General features: G+C 73.0%; 13 protein-coding genes. 4 read left to right on the top strand and 9 right to left on the bottom strand.

The genetic code is table 11. From position 1 onward, the window contains the following. Positions 1-22 precede the first annotated feature (22 nt). Positions 23-217 carry a DUF3046 domain-containing protein gene (locus tag ACIQ7M_RS28670; protein WP_339131971.1) on the bottom strand — a complete coding sequence of 65 codons (195 nt, stop codon included), beginning with the start codon at positions 215-217 and terminating at the stop codon, positions 23-25. Positions 218-297: 80 nt separating this feature from the next. On the opposite strand from ACIQ7M_RS28670, the gene ACIQ7M_RS28665 reads away from it, so the two are divergent. Further along, positions 298-1,242 carry a hypothetical protein gene (locus ACIQ7M_RS28665; RefSeq protein WP_355765987.1) on the top strand — a complete coding sequence of 315 codons (945 nt, stop codon included), beginning with the start codon at positions 298-300 and terminating at the stop codon, positions 1,240-1,242. A 119-nt stretch (positions 1,243-1,361) separates the two neighbouring features. Here the strand turns inward: ACIQ7M_RS28665 and ACIQ7M_RS28660 are convergent, their stop codons facing one another. The 3 genes from ACIQ7M_RS28660 to ACIQ7M_RS28650 are packed head-to-tail and all read right to left on the bottom strand — an operon-like array spanning position 1,362 to position 3,408. Next, entirely contained in the window at positions 1,362-1,670 is a 309-nt protein-coding gene (locus tag ACIQ7M_RS28660; protein WP_355765984.1) for an AzlD domain-containing protein, read from the bottom strand. After that, positions 1,667-2,515, bottom strand: coding sequence for an AzlC family ABC transporter permease (locus ACIQ7M_RS28655; RefSeq protein WP_403650179.1), 849 nt, complete (start codon positions 2,513-2,515; stop codon positions 1,667-1,669). Before ACIQ7M_RS28655 ends, ACIQ7M_RS28660 begins: the two co-directional genes overlap by 4 nt. After that, positions 2,416-3,408, bottom strand: coding sequence for an AraC family transcriptional regulator (locus tag ACIQ7M_RS28650; protein WP_403649792.1), 993 nt, complete (start codon positions 3,406-3,408; stop codon positions 2,416-2,418). Before ACIQ7M_RS28650 ends, ACIQ7M_RS28655 begins: the two co-directional genes overlap by 100 nt. Positions 3,409-3,768: 360 nt before the next feature. Between ACIQ7M_RS28650 and ACIQ7M_RS28645 the strand changes: the two genes are divergently transcribed. Genes ACIQ7M_RS28645 through ACIQ7M_RS28635 form a run of 3 tightly spaced genes read left to right on the top strand, consistent with a single transcriptional unit; the run spans position 3,769 to position 10,483 of the window. Then, the gene (locus ACIQ7M_RS28645) at positions 3,769-8,823 is read left to right on the top strand and encodes an ATP-dependent helicase (protein WP_403649789.1); all 5,055 of its coding nucleotides are present in this window, start codon (positions 3,769-3,771) and stop codon (positions 8,821-8,823) included. A 32-nt stretch (positions 8,824-8,855) separates the two neighbouring features. Beyond that, the gene (locus ACIQ7M_RS28640) at positions 8,856-9,689 is read left to right on the top strand and encodes an Fpg/Nei family DNA glycosylase (protein ID WP_386982084.1); all 834 of its coding nucleotides are present in this window, start codon (positions 8,856-8,858) and stop codon (positions 9,687-9,689) included. 32 nt (positions 9,690-9,721) lie between these two features. Then, positions 9,722-10,483 (top strand): SDR family NAD(P)-dependent oxidoreductase, encoded by a 762-nt coding sequence (locus ACIQ7M_RS28635; protein WP_403649786.1) that lies wholly within the window; start codon positions 9,722-9,724, stop codon positions 10,481-10,483. A 341-nt stretch (positions 10,484-10,824) separates the two neighbouring features. Here ACIQ7M_RS28635 and ACIQ7M_RS28630 read toward each other — a convergent pair whose 3' ends face one another. From ACIQ7M_RS28630 to rimO, 5 genes are all read right to left on the bottom strand, one after another. Beyond that, positions 10,825-11,295, bottom strand: a complete 471-nt coding sequence (locus ACIQ7M_RS28630) for a Dps family protein (protein ID WP_403649783.1) — start codon at positions 11,293-11,295, stop codon at positions 10,825-10,827. Positions 11,296-11,536: 241 nt separating this feature from the next. After that, positions 11,537-11,914: a helix-turn-helix domain-containing protein gene (locus tag ACIQ7M_RS28625; RefSeq protein WP_037620346.1), complete on the bottom strand. Its 378-nt coding sequence runs from the start codon at positions 11,912-11,914 to the stop codon at positions 11,537-11,539. 109 nt (positions 11,915-12,023) lie between these two features. Continuing rightward, positions 12,024-12,569: a CinA family protein gene (locus ACIQ7M_RS28620; RefSeq protein WP_355769967.1), complete on the bottom strand. Its 546-nt coding sequence runs from the start codon at positions 12,567-12,569 to the stop codon at positions 12,024-12,026. Further along, entirely contained in the window at positions 12,566-13,378 is an 813-nt protein-coding gene (pgsA, locus tag ACIQ7M_RS28615; RefSeq protein ID WP_355769965.1) for a CDP-diacylglycerol--glycerol-3-phosphate 3-phosphatidyltransferase, read from the bottom strand. The genes ACIQ7M_RS28620 and pgsA overlap by 4 nt, the downstream gene beginning before the upstream one ends. Beyond that, on the bottom strand, positions 13,375-14,853 hold the full coding sequence (rimO, locus tag ACIQ7M_RS28610; RefSeq protein ID WP_355769962.1) for a 30S ribosomal protein S12 methylthiotransferase RimO: 1,479 nt from the start codon (positions 14,851-14,853) through the stop codon (positions 13,375-13,377). The genes pgsA and rimO overlap by 4 nt, the downstream gene beginning before the upstream one ends. Between the last annotated feature and the right edge of the window lie 54 nt (positions 14,854-14,907).

The raw sequence follows: 14,907 nt of genomic DNA, 5'->3' as shown, positions 1-14,907 counted from the left end.
CTTTCCCGGTCCCCTGTCCCGTTCAGTGGTTTTCGTACGGAACGTTCATGGTCGCGCACACCACGCGCCACACGTCCTTGGCCTCCCAGCCGGCGTCCAGCGCCTCGTGGACGGTGCGCCCGCCCAGTTCCGTCATCACATGATCGCGCGCGAACGTCTCGGCGTACCCCGCGCCGAAGTGATCAGCCATTCGCTGCCAGAAGACCGTCAACCGCATGACACCAGTATCCCGCCCCTGAGAGTGGCCCCGAGCCGGGGCCGCGTGGCGAGACCGCTTTCCGCCCTACGGTCTGACGCATGGCCGAAACCGGAGCATCCCGACTCCCCCAGACGCCCCCCGCGCACTCCCCCCTCGCCCGCGCCGAGCACTTCGTCTGGCTCACCGCGCGCGTGCTGGAACAGCGCCGCTTCGCCTATCACTTCCTCGGCGGTGGCGCCGACGCGGTGGAGACGGCGCTGGCCGCCTACCGCAACGACGACGAAGGGTACGGTCACGCGCTCGAACCCGATCTGCGCGGCCCGGTCAGCCAGCCGCTGCACACGGCGCACGCGCTGCGCGTGCTCGACTCGATCGGGCGCTGCGGCGGGCAGCGCGTGGAACGGGTGTGCCGCTATCTGACCGCCGTGTCGACCCTGGACGGCGCGCTGCCCGCCGTCCATCCGAGCCAGCGCGGCTATCCGGCGGCTCCCTTCGTGCCGGTCGTCGACGATCCGCCGAGCGAACTCCTCGCCACCGGCCCGGTCGTGGGCCTGCTGCACCGCAACGAGGTGTGGAACGCCTGGCTGTTCCGGGCCACGGACTTCTGCTGGCAGGCGGTGGAGTCCCTGGAGAAGTCGCACCCGTACGAGATCGAGGCGGCCGTGGCCTTCCTGGACTCGGCGGCCGACCGCCCGCGCGCGGAGGCGAGCGCCGACCGGCTGGGCCGGCTCGTCCGTGAGCAGCGGCTCGCCGTGCTCGACGCCGGGCGCCTGGAGGCCTACCCCGTCGCGCCCGGTTACGCGCCGGGCGAGCATCACTTCCCGCACGACTACGCGCGGACGCCGGACTCGCTCGCGCGCGCGTGGTTCACCGACGAGGAGATGGCCCGCTCGCTGGACCACCTCACGGACGAGCAGCAGGAGGACGGCGGGTGGCCGATCCGCTGGCGTCAGTGGGCTCCGGGCACCGCCCTGGAGTGCCGTCCCATGGTGACCGTCGAGGCCCTGCGCACGCTCCGGGCGTACGGCAGGGCCATCGGCTGAGGTCTGCGGGAGACGGTGTCGGACGGTGTCCGGGCACACCGGAGTGCCCCCGTGCCCGGCCCTCGCCAGGGACAGGGGGCACACCCGCCCGCCCCCTGTCCGAGCCCCGCGCGCGGGTGTCAGCCGGTCAGCGCGCGGACCCCGGCCGTCACCACCACGGCCGCGGCGACGACCACCAGGAACGGGGCGCGCAGGATCAGCGCGACGGCCGCCGCGGCGAGCCCCGCGGCCTTCGCGTCGAGGACGAGGACCCGCCCGTCGGCGAACGTCTGCTGGGCCGTGAGAGCGGCCAGGAGCGCGACGGGCAGCAGGGCGGCGAGGCGCTGGACGAGCGGCCGCTCCAGCACGCCCGCGGGGATCAGCAGACCGATGAGCTTGACGGCGTAGCAGCCGACGGCGGTGATGCCGATGGCGATCCAGATGTTCACCGTACGTCTCCTGACGCGTCGGGCCCGTTGCCGTGCGTACCGGCCGGTGATGCGTGCTCCGCGCGGGCCTGTGAACGGTTCTCCACGTCGGACGGTGCCCCGTTCTCGGCACCGGACGGTGTCTCGTGCGACGCGCCGACGGACGCGTCACGGGCGGTGTCCGCGCGGCGGCGCCCGGTCGCCCAGAGCACGGCGGGGGCGGCCAGGGCGGCCACCAGCACCGGGACTCCGGCAGGCAGGACGGGCAGCAGACCGAGTCCCAGAAGGACGGCGATTCCCGCGACGGCGCGTTCCGTGGACGTCTTCAGCATCGGCGCGAGCAGCGCCAGGAACACCGCGGGTCCGGCCGCGTCCAGGCCCCACGCGTCGGTGTCACCGATGGCCTCGGCCCCGGCCGCGCCGAGCAGGGTGGTGAGGTTCCACAGCAGGTAGAGGGACAGGCCGGTGACGGTGAAGCCGATCCGGACGCTGCGGCGGGTGGGCTGGGCGAGCGCCACGGCCGTGGTCTCGTCGATCACCCATTGCGCGGCGAACGGGCGCACCGCGCGCGGGAGGGCCAGGAGCTGGGACAGCCGCAGCCCGTAGAACGCGTTCCGCACCCCGAGGAAGAACGCGCCGGCTGCCGCGGTCAGCGGGTTGCCCCCGGCCGCGAGCGCGCCCACGAGCGCGAACTGCGACGCCCCGGTGAACACCAGGAGGCTGAGGGCGCAGGTCTGGAGCAGGCTGAGCCCGCTGCCGGCCGAGGTCACCCCGAAGGCGAAACCGGACAGTCCGACGGCGACCCCGACTCCGAGGGCGTCGCGGACGACGGCCGCGTCGGGTTTTCCGTGTTCTTCGCTGCGTATGTCTGGGAGAGCTGTCTGTTGTGCCACGCGTCGGACGGTACGAGGAGCCGGCCCCCGGCGTCTTGTACGTTCTTGCGCTCCCGCTGATAGGCGCCCGGAGGGACGCCCACGATCCGGCTGAAGTGCCGGTTGAGGTGCGGCTGGTCCGTGAAGCCGACGGCGACGGCCGCCTCGGCGGGGGTGGACCCGGCGTCCAGGAGGTGGCGGGCCCGGCGTACCCGGGCGTCGGTCAGCCAGGTGTGGGGCGGCATGCCGTAGGCGTCCCGGAACGCGCGGAGCAACGCGAACGAGCTGGTGCCGAGGTCCGCCGCGAGCCGTTCCAGGGTCGGCGGCTCGGCCATCCGCTCGTCCAGCACGCCACGCGCGCGTGCCGCGAGCCGGCCGCCGGCGGTGCGCACGGCCCGCTGCGGCAGGGGGCCCCCGTTCAGGCGCAGCAGCCGGGTCACGGCGACCCTCAGCAGGGTGTCGGCGGCCAGCGCGTTGCCCTCCTCCGCGGCCCGCAGCACCTGGTGGACCAGGCCCGCCGCGTAGGGGTCGTCGAGTACCGGGCTGCTGAATCCGGGGGTGCCGCGCAGGGTGGTGGTCTCCGCGGCGATCTCGGCGACCGTCTCCGGCGAGGGGTACACGGCCCCGTACCGCCAGCCCTCGGGGACGCCCGCGCGGCCGGTGTGCGGGGTGTCGGGATTGACCAGTGCCAGCGAACCCGGGCCCGCGTACTGGTCGGCGCCGCCGTGGTGGAAGACCTCGACGCCCTCGGTGATGGCGGCGATGACGAAGTTCTCGTGGGTGTGCCGCACGAAGATCTTCTCTACGTAGCGGGCCCGCAGCAGATCGACACCGGGCAGCTCCGCGTACTGCCAGTGCCGCGCCCGCTCCTGCCCCGAACCTGCCACGTCCTCATTGTCCGCCACCACGCCGGGACGGCTCGCCGACCGGGGAACCACCTAGCCGCGACGGTTGGCCGACCGGGAACCCACCGCGCCGCCACGGCCCGCCGACCCGAATCCACAGCCCTGCGGCGGCCCACCGACCGGGAAGCAACGGCCTCGCGACGGCCCACCGGCCGGGGACCACCGGCCCCGCGACGGCCCGCCGACCGGAGCCGCCTCGCCGCGACCGACCGCCGCCACCACCCGCCCGGCTTCGCCCGTATTTGCCCGGCTCCGGCACGGCACCGGTCTCCCCCGCCGCGCTCAGTCACGGCGTTCTCGCAGGTCGGCACGATTGTCAGTGGGTGGGTGCAGGATGGACGCATGGTCAGCTCCGCGCACCCCGCGCTCGACGGCTTCTCCCCCGCGACCCGCGGCTGGTTCACGGGGGCCTTTTCCGCGCCCACCGCGGCCCAGGCCGGGGCGTGGGCGGCCATCGGCGCGGGTTCGGACGTGCTGGTCGTCGCCCCCACCGGTTCCGGCAAGACGCTGGCCGCGTTCCTCGCCGCGCTCGACCAACTGGCCTCGACGCCGCCCCCGGCGGACCCGCGCAAGCGCTGCCGGGTGCTGTACGTGTCGCCGCTCAAGGCGCTCGCGGTCGACGTGGAGCGCAATCTGCGCAGCCCGCTGACCGGCATCCGCCAGGAGTCCGTGCGGCTCGGGCTGCCGGAGCCGGAGGTGAAGGTCGGTATCCGTTCCGGGGACACTCCTCCCGCCGAGCGCCGGGCGCTGGCCACCCGCCCGCCGGACATCCTGATCACGACCCCCGAGTCACTGTTCCTGATGCTGACCTCGGCCACACGCGACGCCCTGACGGGCATCGAGACGGTGATCCTGGACGAGGTGCACGCGGTCGCGGGCACCAAGCGCGGCGCCCATCTCGCGCTCACCCTGGAGCGTCTCGACGAGCTGCTGCCGAAGCCCGCCCGGCGCATCGGCCTCTCCGCGACGGTGCGTCCCGTGGACGAGGTGGCGCGCTATCTCTCGCCCCGTCGCAAGGTGGAGATCGTCCAACCGCCGTCGGGCAAGGAGTTCGACCTGTCCGTGGTCGTCCCGGTGCAGGACCTGGGCGAACTGGGCGGCTCCCCGGCCTCCGACGGCAAGGAGGGCGCGGAGAAGCCCTCCATCTGGCCGCATGTCGAGGAGCGGATCGCCGACCTCGTCCAGTCCCACCGCTCGACGATCGTGTTCGCCAACTCGCGTCGTCTGGCAGAGCGGCTGTGCAACCGCCTGAACGAGATCGCCTACGAGAGGGCGACCGGCGAGCCCTTGGAGGAGGCGCACGCCCCGGCCGAGCTGATGGGCGGCTCGGGCACGGCGCAGGGGGCGCCGCCGGTCATCGCCCGCGCTCACCACGGTTCGGTCTCCAAGGAGCAGCGGGCGCAGGTCGAGGAGGATCTGAAGGCCGGGCGTCTGCCCGCCGTGGTCGCCACCTCCAGCCTCGAACTGGGCATCGACATGGGCGCGGTCGACCTCGTCGTCCAGGTGGAATCACCGCCGTCCGTGGCGTCGGGGCTGCAACGGGTGGGCCGCGCGGGTCACCAGGTCGGCGCGGTGTCCACCGGTGTCGTCTTCCCGAAGTACCGGGGCGACCTGGTGCAGGCGGCGGTGGTCACCGAGCGGATGCGCACCGGCTCCATCGAGTCCCTCCGGGTGCCGGCCAACCCGCTGGACGTGCTGGCTCAGCAGCTCGTCGCGATGACGGCGCTCGACATCTGGCAGGTCGACGATCTGCTCACCACGGTCCGCCGGGCGGCCCCCTTCGCCTCGCTCCCGGAGTCGGCGTTCACCGCCGTCCTGGACATGCTCGCGGGCCGTTACCCCTCGGACGCCTTCGCCGAGCTGAGGCCCCGCGTGGTGTGGGACCGCGTCGCGGGCACGGTGACCGGCCGCCCCGGCGCCCAGCGGCTCGCCGTCACCTCCGGGGGCACCATCCCCGACCGTGGACTCTTCGGGGTGTTCCTCGCGGGGGCCGACCCCAAGAAGGGCGGCGGACGGGTCGGTGAGCTCGACGAGGAGATGGTCTACGAATCCCGGGTGGGCGACGTCTTCACCCTCGGCACCAGCTCCTGGCGCATCGAGGACATCACCAGGGACCGGGTCCTGGTCTCCCCGGCGCCCGGCGTCCCCGGCAGGCTGCCCTTCTGGAAGGGCGACCAGCTCGGGCGTCCGCTCGAACTGGGGCGCGCGGTGGGCGCGTTCCTGCGCGAGGTCGGAGCGCTGCCCGAGGACGACGCACGGCTGCGGCTGCTGGCGGCGGGCCTGGACGCCTGGGCCGCCGACAACGTCATCGCGTACCTCACCGAACAGCGTGAGGCGTGCGGCCACATCCCGGACGACCGCACGATCGTCGTCGAGCGCTTCCGCGACGAGCTGGGCGACTGGCGTGTGGTCGTGCACTCCCCCTTCGGCGCGCAGGTGCACGCTCCCTGGGCCCTCGCCCTGGGCGCCAAGCTCTCCGAGCGCTACGGCATGGACGCCCAGGTCATGCACGCGGACGACGGCATCGTGCTGCGGCTGCCCGACGCCGATCTGATGGGCCTGGACCTGCTCGACCAGGCACCCACGAAGGCGGGCACGGAGTACGACGCGGAGCGGGCGCCGGTCGGCGCGGCGGACGTCGCCTTCGACAAGGGCGAGGTCAACCAGATCGTCACGGACCAGGTCGGCAGTTCGGCCCTGTTCGCCGCCCGGTTCCGCGAATGCGCCGCCCGCGCCCTGCTCCTGCCGCGCCGCAGCCCCGGCAAGCGCACCCCGCTGTGGCAGCAGCGCCAGCGCGCCGCTCAACTGCTCCAGGTGGCGAGCGAGTTCGGTTCGTTCCCGATCGTCCTGGAAGCGGTGCGCGAATGCCTCCAGGACGTCTTCGACGTGCCGGGACTCACGGAGCTGATGGGCGACATCGAGTCCCGCAAGGTGCGGCTCGTCGAGGTCACCACCCCCGAACCCTCCCCCTTCGCCCGCTCCCTGCTCTTCGGGTACGTCGCCCAGTTCCTGTACGAGGGCGACTCGCCGCTCGCCGAGCGGCGGGCCGCCGCGCTGTCGCTTGACTCCCGTCTGCTGGCCGAGCTGCTGGGCCAGGCCGAACTGCGCGAGTTGCTGGACGCGGACGTCCTGGCCGAGCTGGAGCGCGAGCTCCAGTGGCTCACCGAGGACCGCCGCATCAAGGACATCGAAGGTGTCGCCGACCTGCTGCGTCTGCTGGGGCCGCTCACGGAGGCCGAGTTGGCCGAGCGGGGCGCGGAGCCGGGGTGGGCGAAGGAACTGTCGGCCGCCCGCCGCGCCATCCGGGTCAGGATCGCCGGAGCCGACCACTGGGCGGCCGTCGAGGACGCCGGCCGGCTGCGCGACGCGCTCGGCACGGCCCTGCCCGTCGGCGTACCGGAGGCCTTCACCGAGCCGGTCAAGGACCCGCTCGGCGATCTCCTCGCCCGGTACGCCCGCACCCACGGGCCGTTCACCTCGGCGACGGCCGCCGCCCGCTTCGGTCTCGGCACCGCCGTCACCGACGGCGCGCTGCATCGCCTCGCCGCGAACGGCCGGGTCGTCCAGGGCGAGTTCCATCCCGCGGGCATCGGCCAGGAGTGGTGCGACGCGGCGGTCCTGCGCAGGCTGCGCCGCCGTTCGCTCGCGGCGCTGCGTCATGAACTCGAACCCGTTCCGCCCGCCGCGCTCGCCCAGTTCCTGCCGCAGTGGCAGCACGTGGGCAGCGGTCACGGGCTGCGCGGCATCGACGGACTGGTGCGCGCCGTCGAGCAGTTGCAGGGCGCGTCGGTGCCGGCGTCCGCGCTGGAGAAGCTCGTGCTGCCGTCCCGGGTCGCCGGTTACACCCCCGCCCTGCTCGACGAACTCACGGCCGCCGGTGAGGTGGTCTGGGCCGGGGCGGGTTCCCTGCCGGGCAAGGACGGCTGGGTGTCGCTGTATCTCGCGGACGCCGCCCCCCTGCTCCTTCCGGCCGCGCACCCTCTGGAGCCGACGGCGCTGCACCAGTCGGTTCTCGACACCCTCTCCGGGGGCTACGGCCTGTTCTTCCGTCAGATCGCCGACCAGGTCCGCGCCACCACGCACCCCGACGCGACGGATCCGCAGCTCGCGGACGCGATCTGGGAGCTGGCCTGGTCCGGGCGGCTGACGAACGACACGCTCGCGCCGATGCGCTCCCTGCTGGGTTCGGGCCGCACCGCGGGCTCGACGGCCCACCGCGCCAAGCGCTCGGTCCCCCGCGGGCGCTACGGCTCCCTGACGGGCGGGGCGCGCCCCCAGTCGCGTACGGGTCCCCCCACCGTGGCGGGCCGCTGGTCACTGCTGCCCGAGCGGGAGCCGGACGCCACCGTCCGCGCCCACGCCCTGGCCCGCACCCTGCTCGACCGGCACGGCGTGGTGACCCGGGGAGCCGTCGCGGCGGAGGGCGTCGAAGGAGGCTTCTCGGCGGTGTACCGCATCCTGTCGGCCTTCGAGGACAGCGGTCAGGCGCGGCGGGGCTACGTGGTCGAGGGGCTCGGCGCGGCCCAGTTCGCCATGGACGGCGCGGTGGACCGGCTCCGGGCCGCGGCGAACGCCCGCGACCGGGGCGCCGCCCTCCTCGATCCCGCCGTCCCGGACAACTCCCCCGCGGCACACGGCTTCCCGGACATTCCTGTCCTCCCGCACTCCGGCCGGGACTTCGATGGCAAGGGCCACGGCGAGGCGTACGTCGACCGGGACGGCATCGAGGACGGTCCGGATTCCCTGAACGATCCCACCCGCGACTTCACCCTCGGCCCGGACTCCCCGCTCGGTCCCGGCTCCGCCCTCGACTTCGATTTCGACGACGGCCACACGTTCTCCGCCGATTCCGCCCTCGCGGCCGACGCCCCTCACCCCGACGCTCCCCGCCCCTACGCGCCCCACGGCCGGAACACCCGGCCCGGCCGCGGCGGCACGGCGTACCCGGCGAACGGCTCCGGCCACCCCGGCGGCGCGGGTTTCCCGGGCGCCCGCCCCCGTACCACCTCCCCCGCTGTCGTACTGGCCGCCGCCGACCCCGCGAACGCCTACGGCGCGGCCCTCCCCTGGCCCGAGTCCCCGACCGAAGCGGGCCACAAGCCGGGCCGCAAGGCGGGTTCCCTGGTCGTCCTCGTCGACGGCGAACTGGCCCTGTACATGGAACGCGGCGGCAAGACCCTGCTGGCCTGGCCGGCCGACGCGGACACCCCCCTCGCGCGGGACACCCGTCTGGGTGCCGCGGCGGAGGCCCTCGCCGCGGCGGCCCGCGCGGGTTCGCTCGGCACGGTCACCGTCGAGCGCGTCAACGGCGCCTCGGCACTCACCTCACCCCTCGGCACTCTCCTGGAAGGAGCGGGCTTCATCGCCACCCCGCGCGGACTCCGCCTTCGCGCCTGACCCGGCCCCTCCCACCGTGCCACCCTGGAGTCATGCCCGAAGGAGACACCGTCTGGCAGGCCGCGAGGCGCCTGCATGTCGCCCTCGCGGGCAAGGTCCTGACCCGTTCCGACCTGCGGGTGCCCCGGTACGCCACGGCCGACCTCACCGGTCGCGCCGTCCTGGACGTCACCCCGCGCGGCAAGCACCTCCTCACCCGGATCGAGGGCGGTCTGACGCTGCACTCGCATCTGCGGATGGACGGTTCGTGGAAGGTGTACGAGCCCGGCCGGCGCTGGAGCGGAGGTCCGGCCCATCAGATCCGGGCCATCCTCGGCACGTCGGACCGCACGGCGGTCGGCTACCGCCTGCCCGTGCTGGAGCTGCTCCGCACCGCCGACGAGAGCCGGGCGGTCGGTCACCTCGGGCCCGATCTCCTGGGTCCCGGCTGGGACCCGGACAGAGCCCTGGAGAACCTCCTTCGCGACCCCGACCGCGCCCTCGGCGAAGCCCTCCTGGACCAGCGCAACCTCGCCGGCATCGGGAACGTGTACAAGAGCGAGCTGTGTTTCCTCCTCGGCGTCACGCCCTGGCTCCCCGTCGGCGCGCTGCCCGCCGACCGCGCCGCCCAGCTGCCGGTCCTGGCCAAGAGGCTGCTGGAGTTCAACCGCGACCGTCCGATCCGTGTCACGACCGGGCGCCGCGAACAGAACCTGTTCGTGTACGGGCGCACCCCGCGCCCGTGTCTGCGCTGCGGGACGCCGGTCCGGTCGGGGAACCAGGGTGACGGATCCCGCGAGCGCCCCACGTACTGGTGCCCCCGCTGCCAGACGGGCCCCACCCCGCCGCCGGCCCGTCCGCACGGCAATGTGCGCACGACCAATTGACGACCCGTCAGATTCCTTCGTACCGTCCCTTCATGGGCCTTCCCGCGTACGACCTCACCGGACGCACCGCTTTCGTCACCGGCGCGGCCGGAGGCATCGGCCGCGCGACGGCGGTCCTGCTCGCGGAGGCGGGCGCCACCGTGCACTGCGCGGACCTCGACGAGCCGGGCCTGCGCGAGACGGCGAAGCTGATCGAGGGCCAGGGCGGCACGGCGCTCGGCCACCCGCTCGACGTCACCGACTGGGCCGGGCTCCGGCAGGCCGTGGCCTCGTGCGGCCGTGTCGACGTCATGGCGGCGATCGCCGGGATCATGCACAGCAGCCCGGTCCTGGAGACCCTGGACGAGGATCTGGACCGGGTCCTGAACGTCAACTTCAAGGGGGTCCTGTACGCCTGTCAGGAGGCGGCGCGCTCCATGATCGCGAACGGGGTCCGCGGCAGCGTCGTCACCATGGCGTCGGGCGCGATCGACTCCGGCGGTCCGGGCCTGCTCTGCTACAGCGCGGCCAAGGCGGCCGTCGTACAGCTCACGAAGACGCTGGCGACCGAGGTCGGTCCGCACGGCATCCGCGTCAACGCCGTGGCGCCCGGCTGGATCCGCACCCCCATGACCGACCGCCACGGAGAGCGCCAGGCGCACACCGAGGCGTTCATGGCACGTCTGTCGCCGCTGGGCCGCGTCGGGGCACCCGAGGACATCGCCCACGCCGTGCTGTATCTGGCCTCGGACGCCTCGGCCTTCACCACCGGCCAGATCCTCCGTCCCAACGGCGGGGTCGCGATGCCCTGGTAGCCCGCCCGCCTGCGCGCCGGCGGCGGAGACGCCTCCAGTGCTCCCGCCACCGGTCCGAGCCGACGGCACCGGCGGCACCGGACTTCGGTACGCAGTGCACCGGCAGCAGGCTGAGCCCCCACCCGCCGGCGGCTATCGCTCCTTCGAGTACTCCGGCACCGGGTGCCAGCACGAGCCGGAGCACGCTGAACCACCACAGCGCACCGAGCACCAGACAAGCCCCCCGGCGCACCGTCCGCCCCGCCATGGCACCACCTCCGGCGCGGCACCGGGCCGCCGATCTCACGCGCGAGCAGGGCACACCGGCGGGACACACCCGCCGGGGGCGAAACAGGTACCGCTCACCCGTTCTCCGCCTGGAACATCCAGTGATGCTTCTCCAGGTCGGCCGTGATGGCGATGAGGATGTCCTGGCTCACCGGATCCGGGTCCGCGGTGACGGCCATCCGTTCCCGCATCCGCGCGATCACCGCGCCGAGCGCCTCCACGAGCGTCCGTACGGCGTCGGTGTCCTTGATCCAGCCGTCGGGGGTGTGTCCGACACCACTGCTCGACGCCACGGTCGCGGCCCGCCCGTCCGGCGGGACGCCCAGGGTCGAGGCGCGCTCCGCCACGGTGTCCGAATGCAGCCGCGCGATGTCCACGACCTCGTCGAGCTGGAGGTGGACGGACCGGAAGCGGGGCCCCACCACGGTCCAGTGGACCTGCTTGGCCACCAGGGAGAGATCCACCAGGTCGACCAGGGCGCCCTGGAGTGCCTCGGAAACGGTCTTCAGGTCCGCGTCCGACAGGGAGCTCTTCACGACGTACATCCGCATCCTCCGATCGACGACGGCTCCGGTGCCGGTCCGACGGCCGCACGCTCACGACGGCCGGCATCGGCTTCGCCGGTCTCTCCACCATGGAGGCCGCGCCGGATACCGGCAAACGGGCCCATGAGGGACCTCGGGGCACGCGAAAGCCCCGGCCCGGTTTCTCCGGGTCTCCCCGGGGAAGCCCCGGCCGGGGCTTCGGTGGTACGTCTCGCAGCTCGGAAACGCGAGCTGGTGAGCCTCAGGCGGCGACGACGTCGACCGCTTCGGCAGGCGCCTTGATCGTGACCCGTTCCGGTGGCACACCGGTCACCGATACGGAATTGAGCATCGGGCGACGCACCGGTGCGGGCACCGGTTCGGTGGCCGCAGCCGACTGTGCCAGCTCGGCGAGGGCGAGCTCGTCGCTCACTTCCCGCATGAGCTCGGACATCCGTACGTCCAGCGCGTCGCAGATCGCGGAGAGCAGCTCGGAGGATGCCTCCTTCTGCCCCCGCTCCACCTCGGAGAGATAGCCGAGTGAGACTCGGGCGGACGAGGAGACTTCGCGCAGAGTACGGCCCTGGCGCTGGCGCTGCCGACGCAGCACGTCACCCAGCAGGCGACGGAGCAGAATCATCGGTGGCTCCCTCCTCGGACCGCGTAGCCGCATCCTTCACGCCCCACCGTACCGCCTTGCGCCGCGGCCGTGCGGGGAGCGATGTCGTGTTCACTCAGGGCTGCAAACATCAAAACCCCCCGTTCTGTTCCGTATCCTGTGCCCGCTCATTCCCGGTCTGTTCGCCCGCGAGCTCCTGAAGAAGCGCCGCGAGTACGCTGCGTACACTCTCCATACGGATTTCCGCCCGGTCGCCGTTCAACCGCAGCGGCACCACTTTCCCACCGCGAACGGTGCCGGAAGGGCCTTCGAAGGGCCCGTCGACGGCCACGTAGACCGTACCGACCGGCTGTCCGTCCTGCGGATCGGGACCGGCGACGCCCGTGGTCGCGATCCCCCAGTCGGCTCCGAGTGCCGTACGCACCCCGGCCGCCATCTGTGCCGCGACCTGCGCGTCCACCGCGCCGCGCTCGGCCAGAAGAGTGACGTCGACACCCAGCAGCTCGTGCTTCAGTTCGGTGGCGTACGCGGTCACGGAGCCGCGGAACGCCTTCGAGGCACCCGGCACCGCGGTGATCTCCGCGGCCACCAGACCACCGGTGAGCGACTCGGCGACGGCGAGCGTCTCGCCCCTCACTGTGAGTAGTCGCACCACTTCGGCGGCCGTGGGACTCACCGCTCGGCCTCCGCCGCGGCCGCCCGCCGCTCGGCGATCCCGGCGCGCCGCAGCACGACGGCCTGGCGCACGTAGTCGAGCCCGGTGACCACGGTCAGCACGATCGCGACGCCCATCACCCAGAACCTCAGACTGGCCAGCGCCCCGGTCAGCGGCAGGATGTACATGCCGACCGCGGTGCCCTGGGCCAGTGTCTTCAGCTTGCCGCCCCGGCTCGCCGGGATGACGCCGTACCGGATCACGACGAAGCGCAGCAGGGTGACGCCGAGTTCACGCCCCAGGATCACGAAGGTGACCCACCAGGGCAGGTCGTCGAGGGCGGACAGGCAGACCAGCGCCGCGCCCATGATCGCCTTGTCGGCGATCGGGTCGGCGATCTTCCCGAAGTCCGTGACGAGGTCGTACGTGCGCGCCAGATGACCGTCGAAGATGTCGGTGATCATGGCGACGGCGAAAGCGGCCCAGGCCCAGGCCCGCATGGCGGGGTCGTAGCCGCCGTCGGCCAGCATCAGCGCCACGAAACCCGGCACGAGGACCAGCCGGATCATGGTCAGGATGTTGGCGATGTTCCAGAGGCTGGCCTGGTTGACGGCCGCGGCGCCCAGCTTCCCGCCACGAGGCGTCTTCGGGCCTCCCGGGGCGTCGGACGCACCCGAGGCATCGGAGGTGACGGGAGCGCTCGACGCGCCCGGGGCACCGGATACGCCCGAGCCACTGGATGCTCCCGGAGCACCGGATGCGCCGGGAGCGCCCGTCGCGCCTTTCGCGCCCGGGGAGCCGCCTGCCGCGGATGCCGGGGCTCCGGTCATCTGGCCGCCTCCTCAGTACACGCGAGCGAGCCGAGGAGAAGCGGCTCGGCCACCAGGTCGACACCTTCCGTGCCGACCACCTTGGCCTCGACGATACGGCCGACGATCAGACCCTCGCCGCTCGTGAACAGGACCTGGCCGTCCGTCTCCGGCGCCTGGTGCGCGGCGCGGCCGTACGCGCCGTCCTCGTCGTCGATGCCCTCGACCAGCACCTGCACGGTCTCGCCCACGCGTTCCTCCGCGCGCTGGGCGACCAGTTCCTCGGCGAGCCGGGACACCCGCGCGAGGCGCTCGGCGACGACGTCCTCGTCCAGCTTGTTTTCGTACGTCGCCGCTTCGGTGCCCTCCTCGTCGGAGTAGCCGAAGACGCCGATCGCGTCGAGGCGGGCTCCGGTGAGGAAGCGCTCCAGCTCCGCGAGGTCGGCCTCGGTCTCGCCGGGGAAGCCCACGATGAAGTTGGAGCGCACGCCGGCCTGCGGGGCCTTGGCGCGGATGGTGTCGAGCAGCTCCAGGAAGCGGTCGGTGTCGCCGAAGCGGCGCATCGCGCGCAGCACGTCGGGCGCGGAGTGCTGGAAGGACAGATCGAAGTACGGGGCGACGTTCGGCGTCGAGGTCAGTACGTCGATGAGTCCGGGCCGCATCTCGGCGGGCTGGAGGTAGCTGACCCGCACCCGCTCGATGCCGTCGATCTCGGCCAGCTCGGGGAGCATCGTCTCCAGGAGACGGATGTCACCCAGGTCCTTGCCGTACGAGGTGTTGTTCTCCGAGACGAGCATCACTTCCTTGACGCCCTGCTCGGCGAGCCAGCGGGCCTCGTTCAGGACGTCGCTGGGACGGCGCGAGATGAACGAACCGCGGAAGGAGGGGATGGCGCAGAACGTGCAGCGGCGGTCGCAGCCGGAGGCCAGCTTCACCGAGGCGACCGGGGATCCGTCCAGCCGGCGGCGCAGGGGCGCGCGGGGGCCGGAGACCGGGGCGACGCCTTCGGGGAGGTCGGAGGGGGCGCCGTGGCCGGGAAGGGCCACTTCCTCGCCGGCGCTCTGCCGCTCGGCCGGGCTGATCGGCAGCAGCTTGCGCCGGTCGCGCGGGGTGTGGGAGGCGTGGATGCCGCCATTGAGGATGGTCTGGAGGCGGTCGGAGATGTCGGCGTAGTCGTCGAAGCCGAGCACGCCGTCGGCCTCGGGAAGGGCCTCGGCGAGATCCTTGCCGTACCGCTCGGCCATGCAGCCGACCGCGACCACGGCCTGGGTTCTGCCGTGGCCCTTGAGATCATTGGCTTCGAGGAGGGCGTCGACGGAGTCCTTCTTGGCGGCTTCGACGAACCCACAGGTGTTGACGACGGCGACGTCCGCTTGCTCGGCGTCCTCCACGAGTTGCCAGCCGTCCGCCTCCAAGCGGCCTGCGAGCTCCTCCGAGTCCACCTCGTTACGGGCGCAGCCAAGGGTGACGAGTGCGACGGTACGGCGTTCAGGCATGGGCTCAAGACTACTTTGTCTGGCCGACACCCCACGTCGACGGGGTTGGCCGAT

The sequence above is a fragment of the Streptomyces sp. NPDC096324 genome (assembly GCF_044763015.1).
Lineage (GTDB): Bacteria > Actinomycetota > Actinomycetes > Streptomycetales > Streptomycetaceae > Streptomyces.
This window is presented reverse-complemented; position numbering and strand designations above follow the sequence as displayed.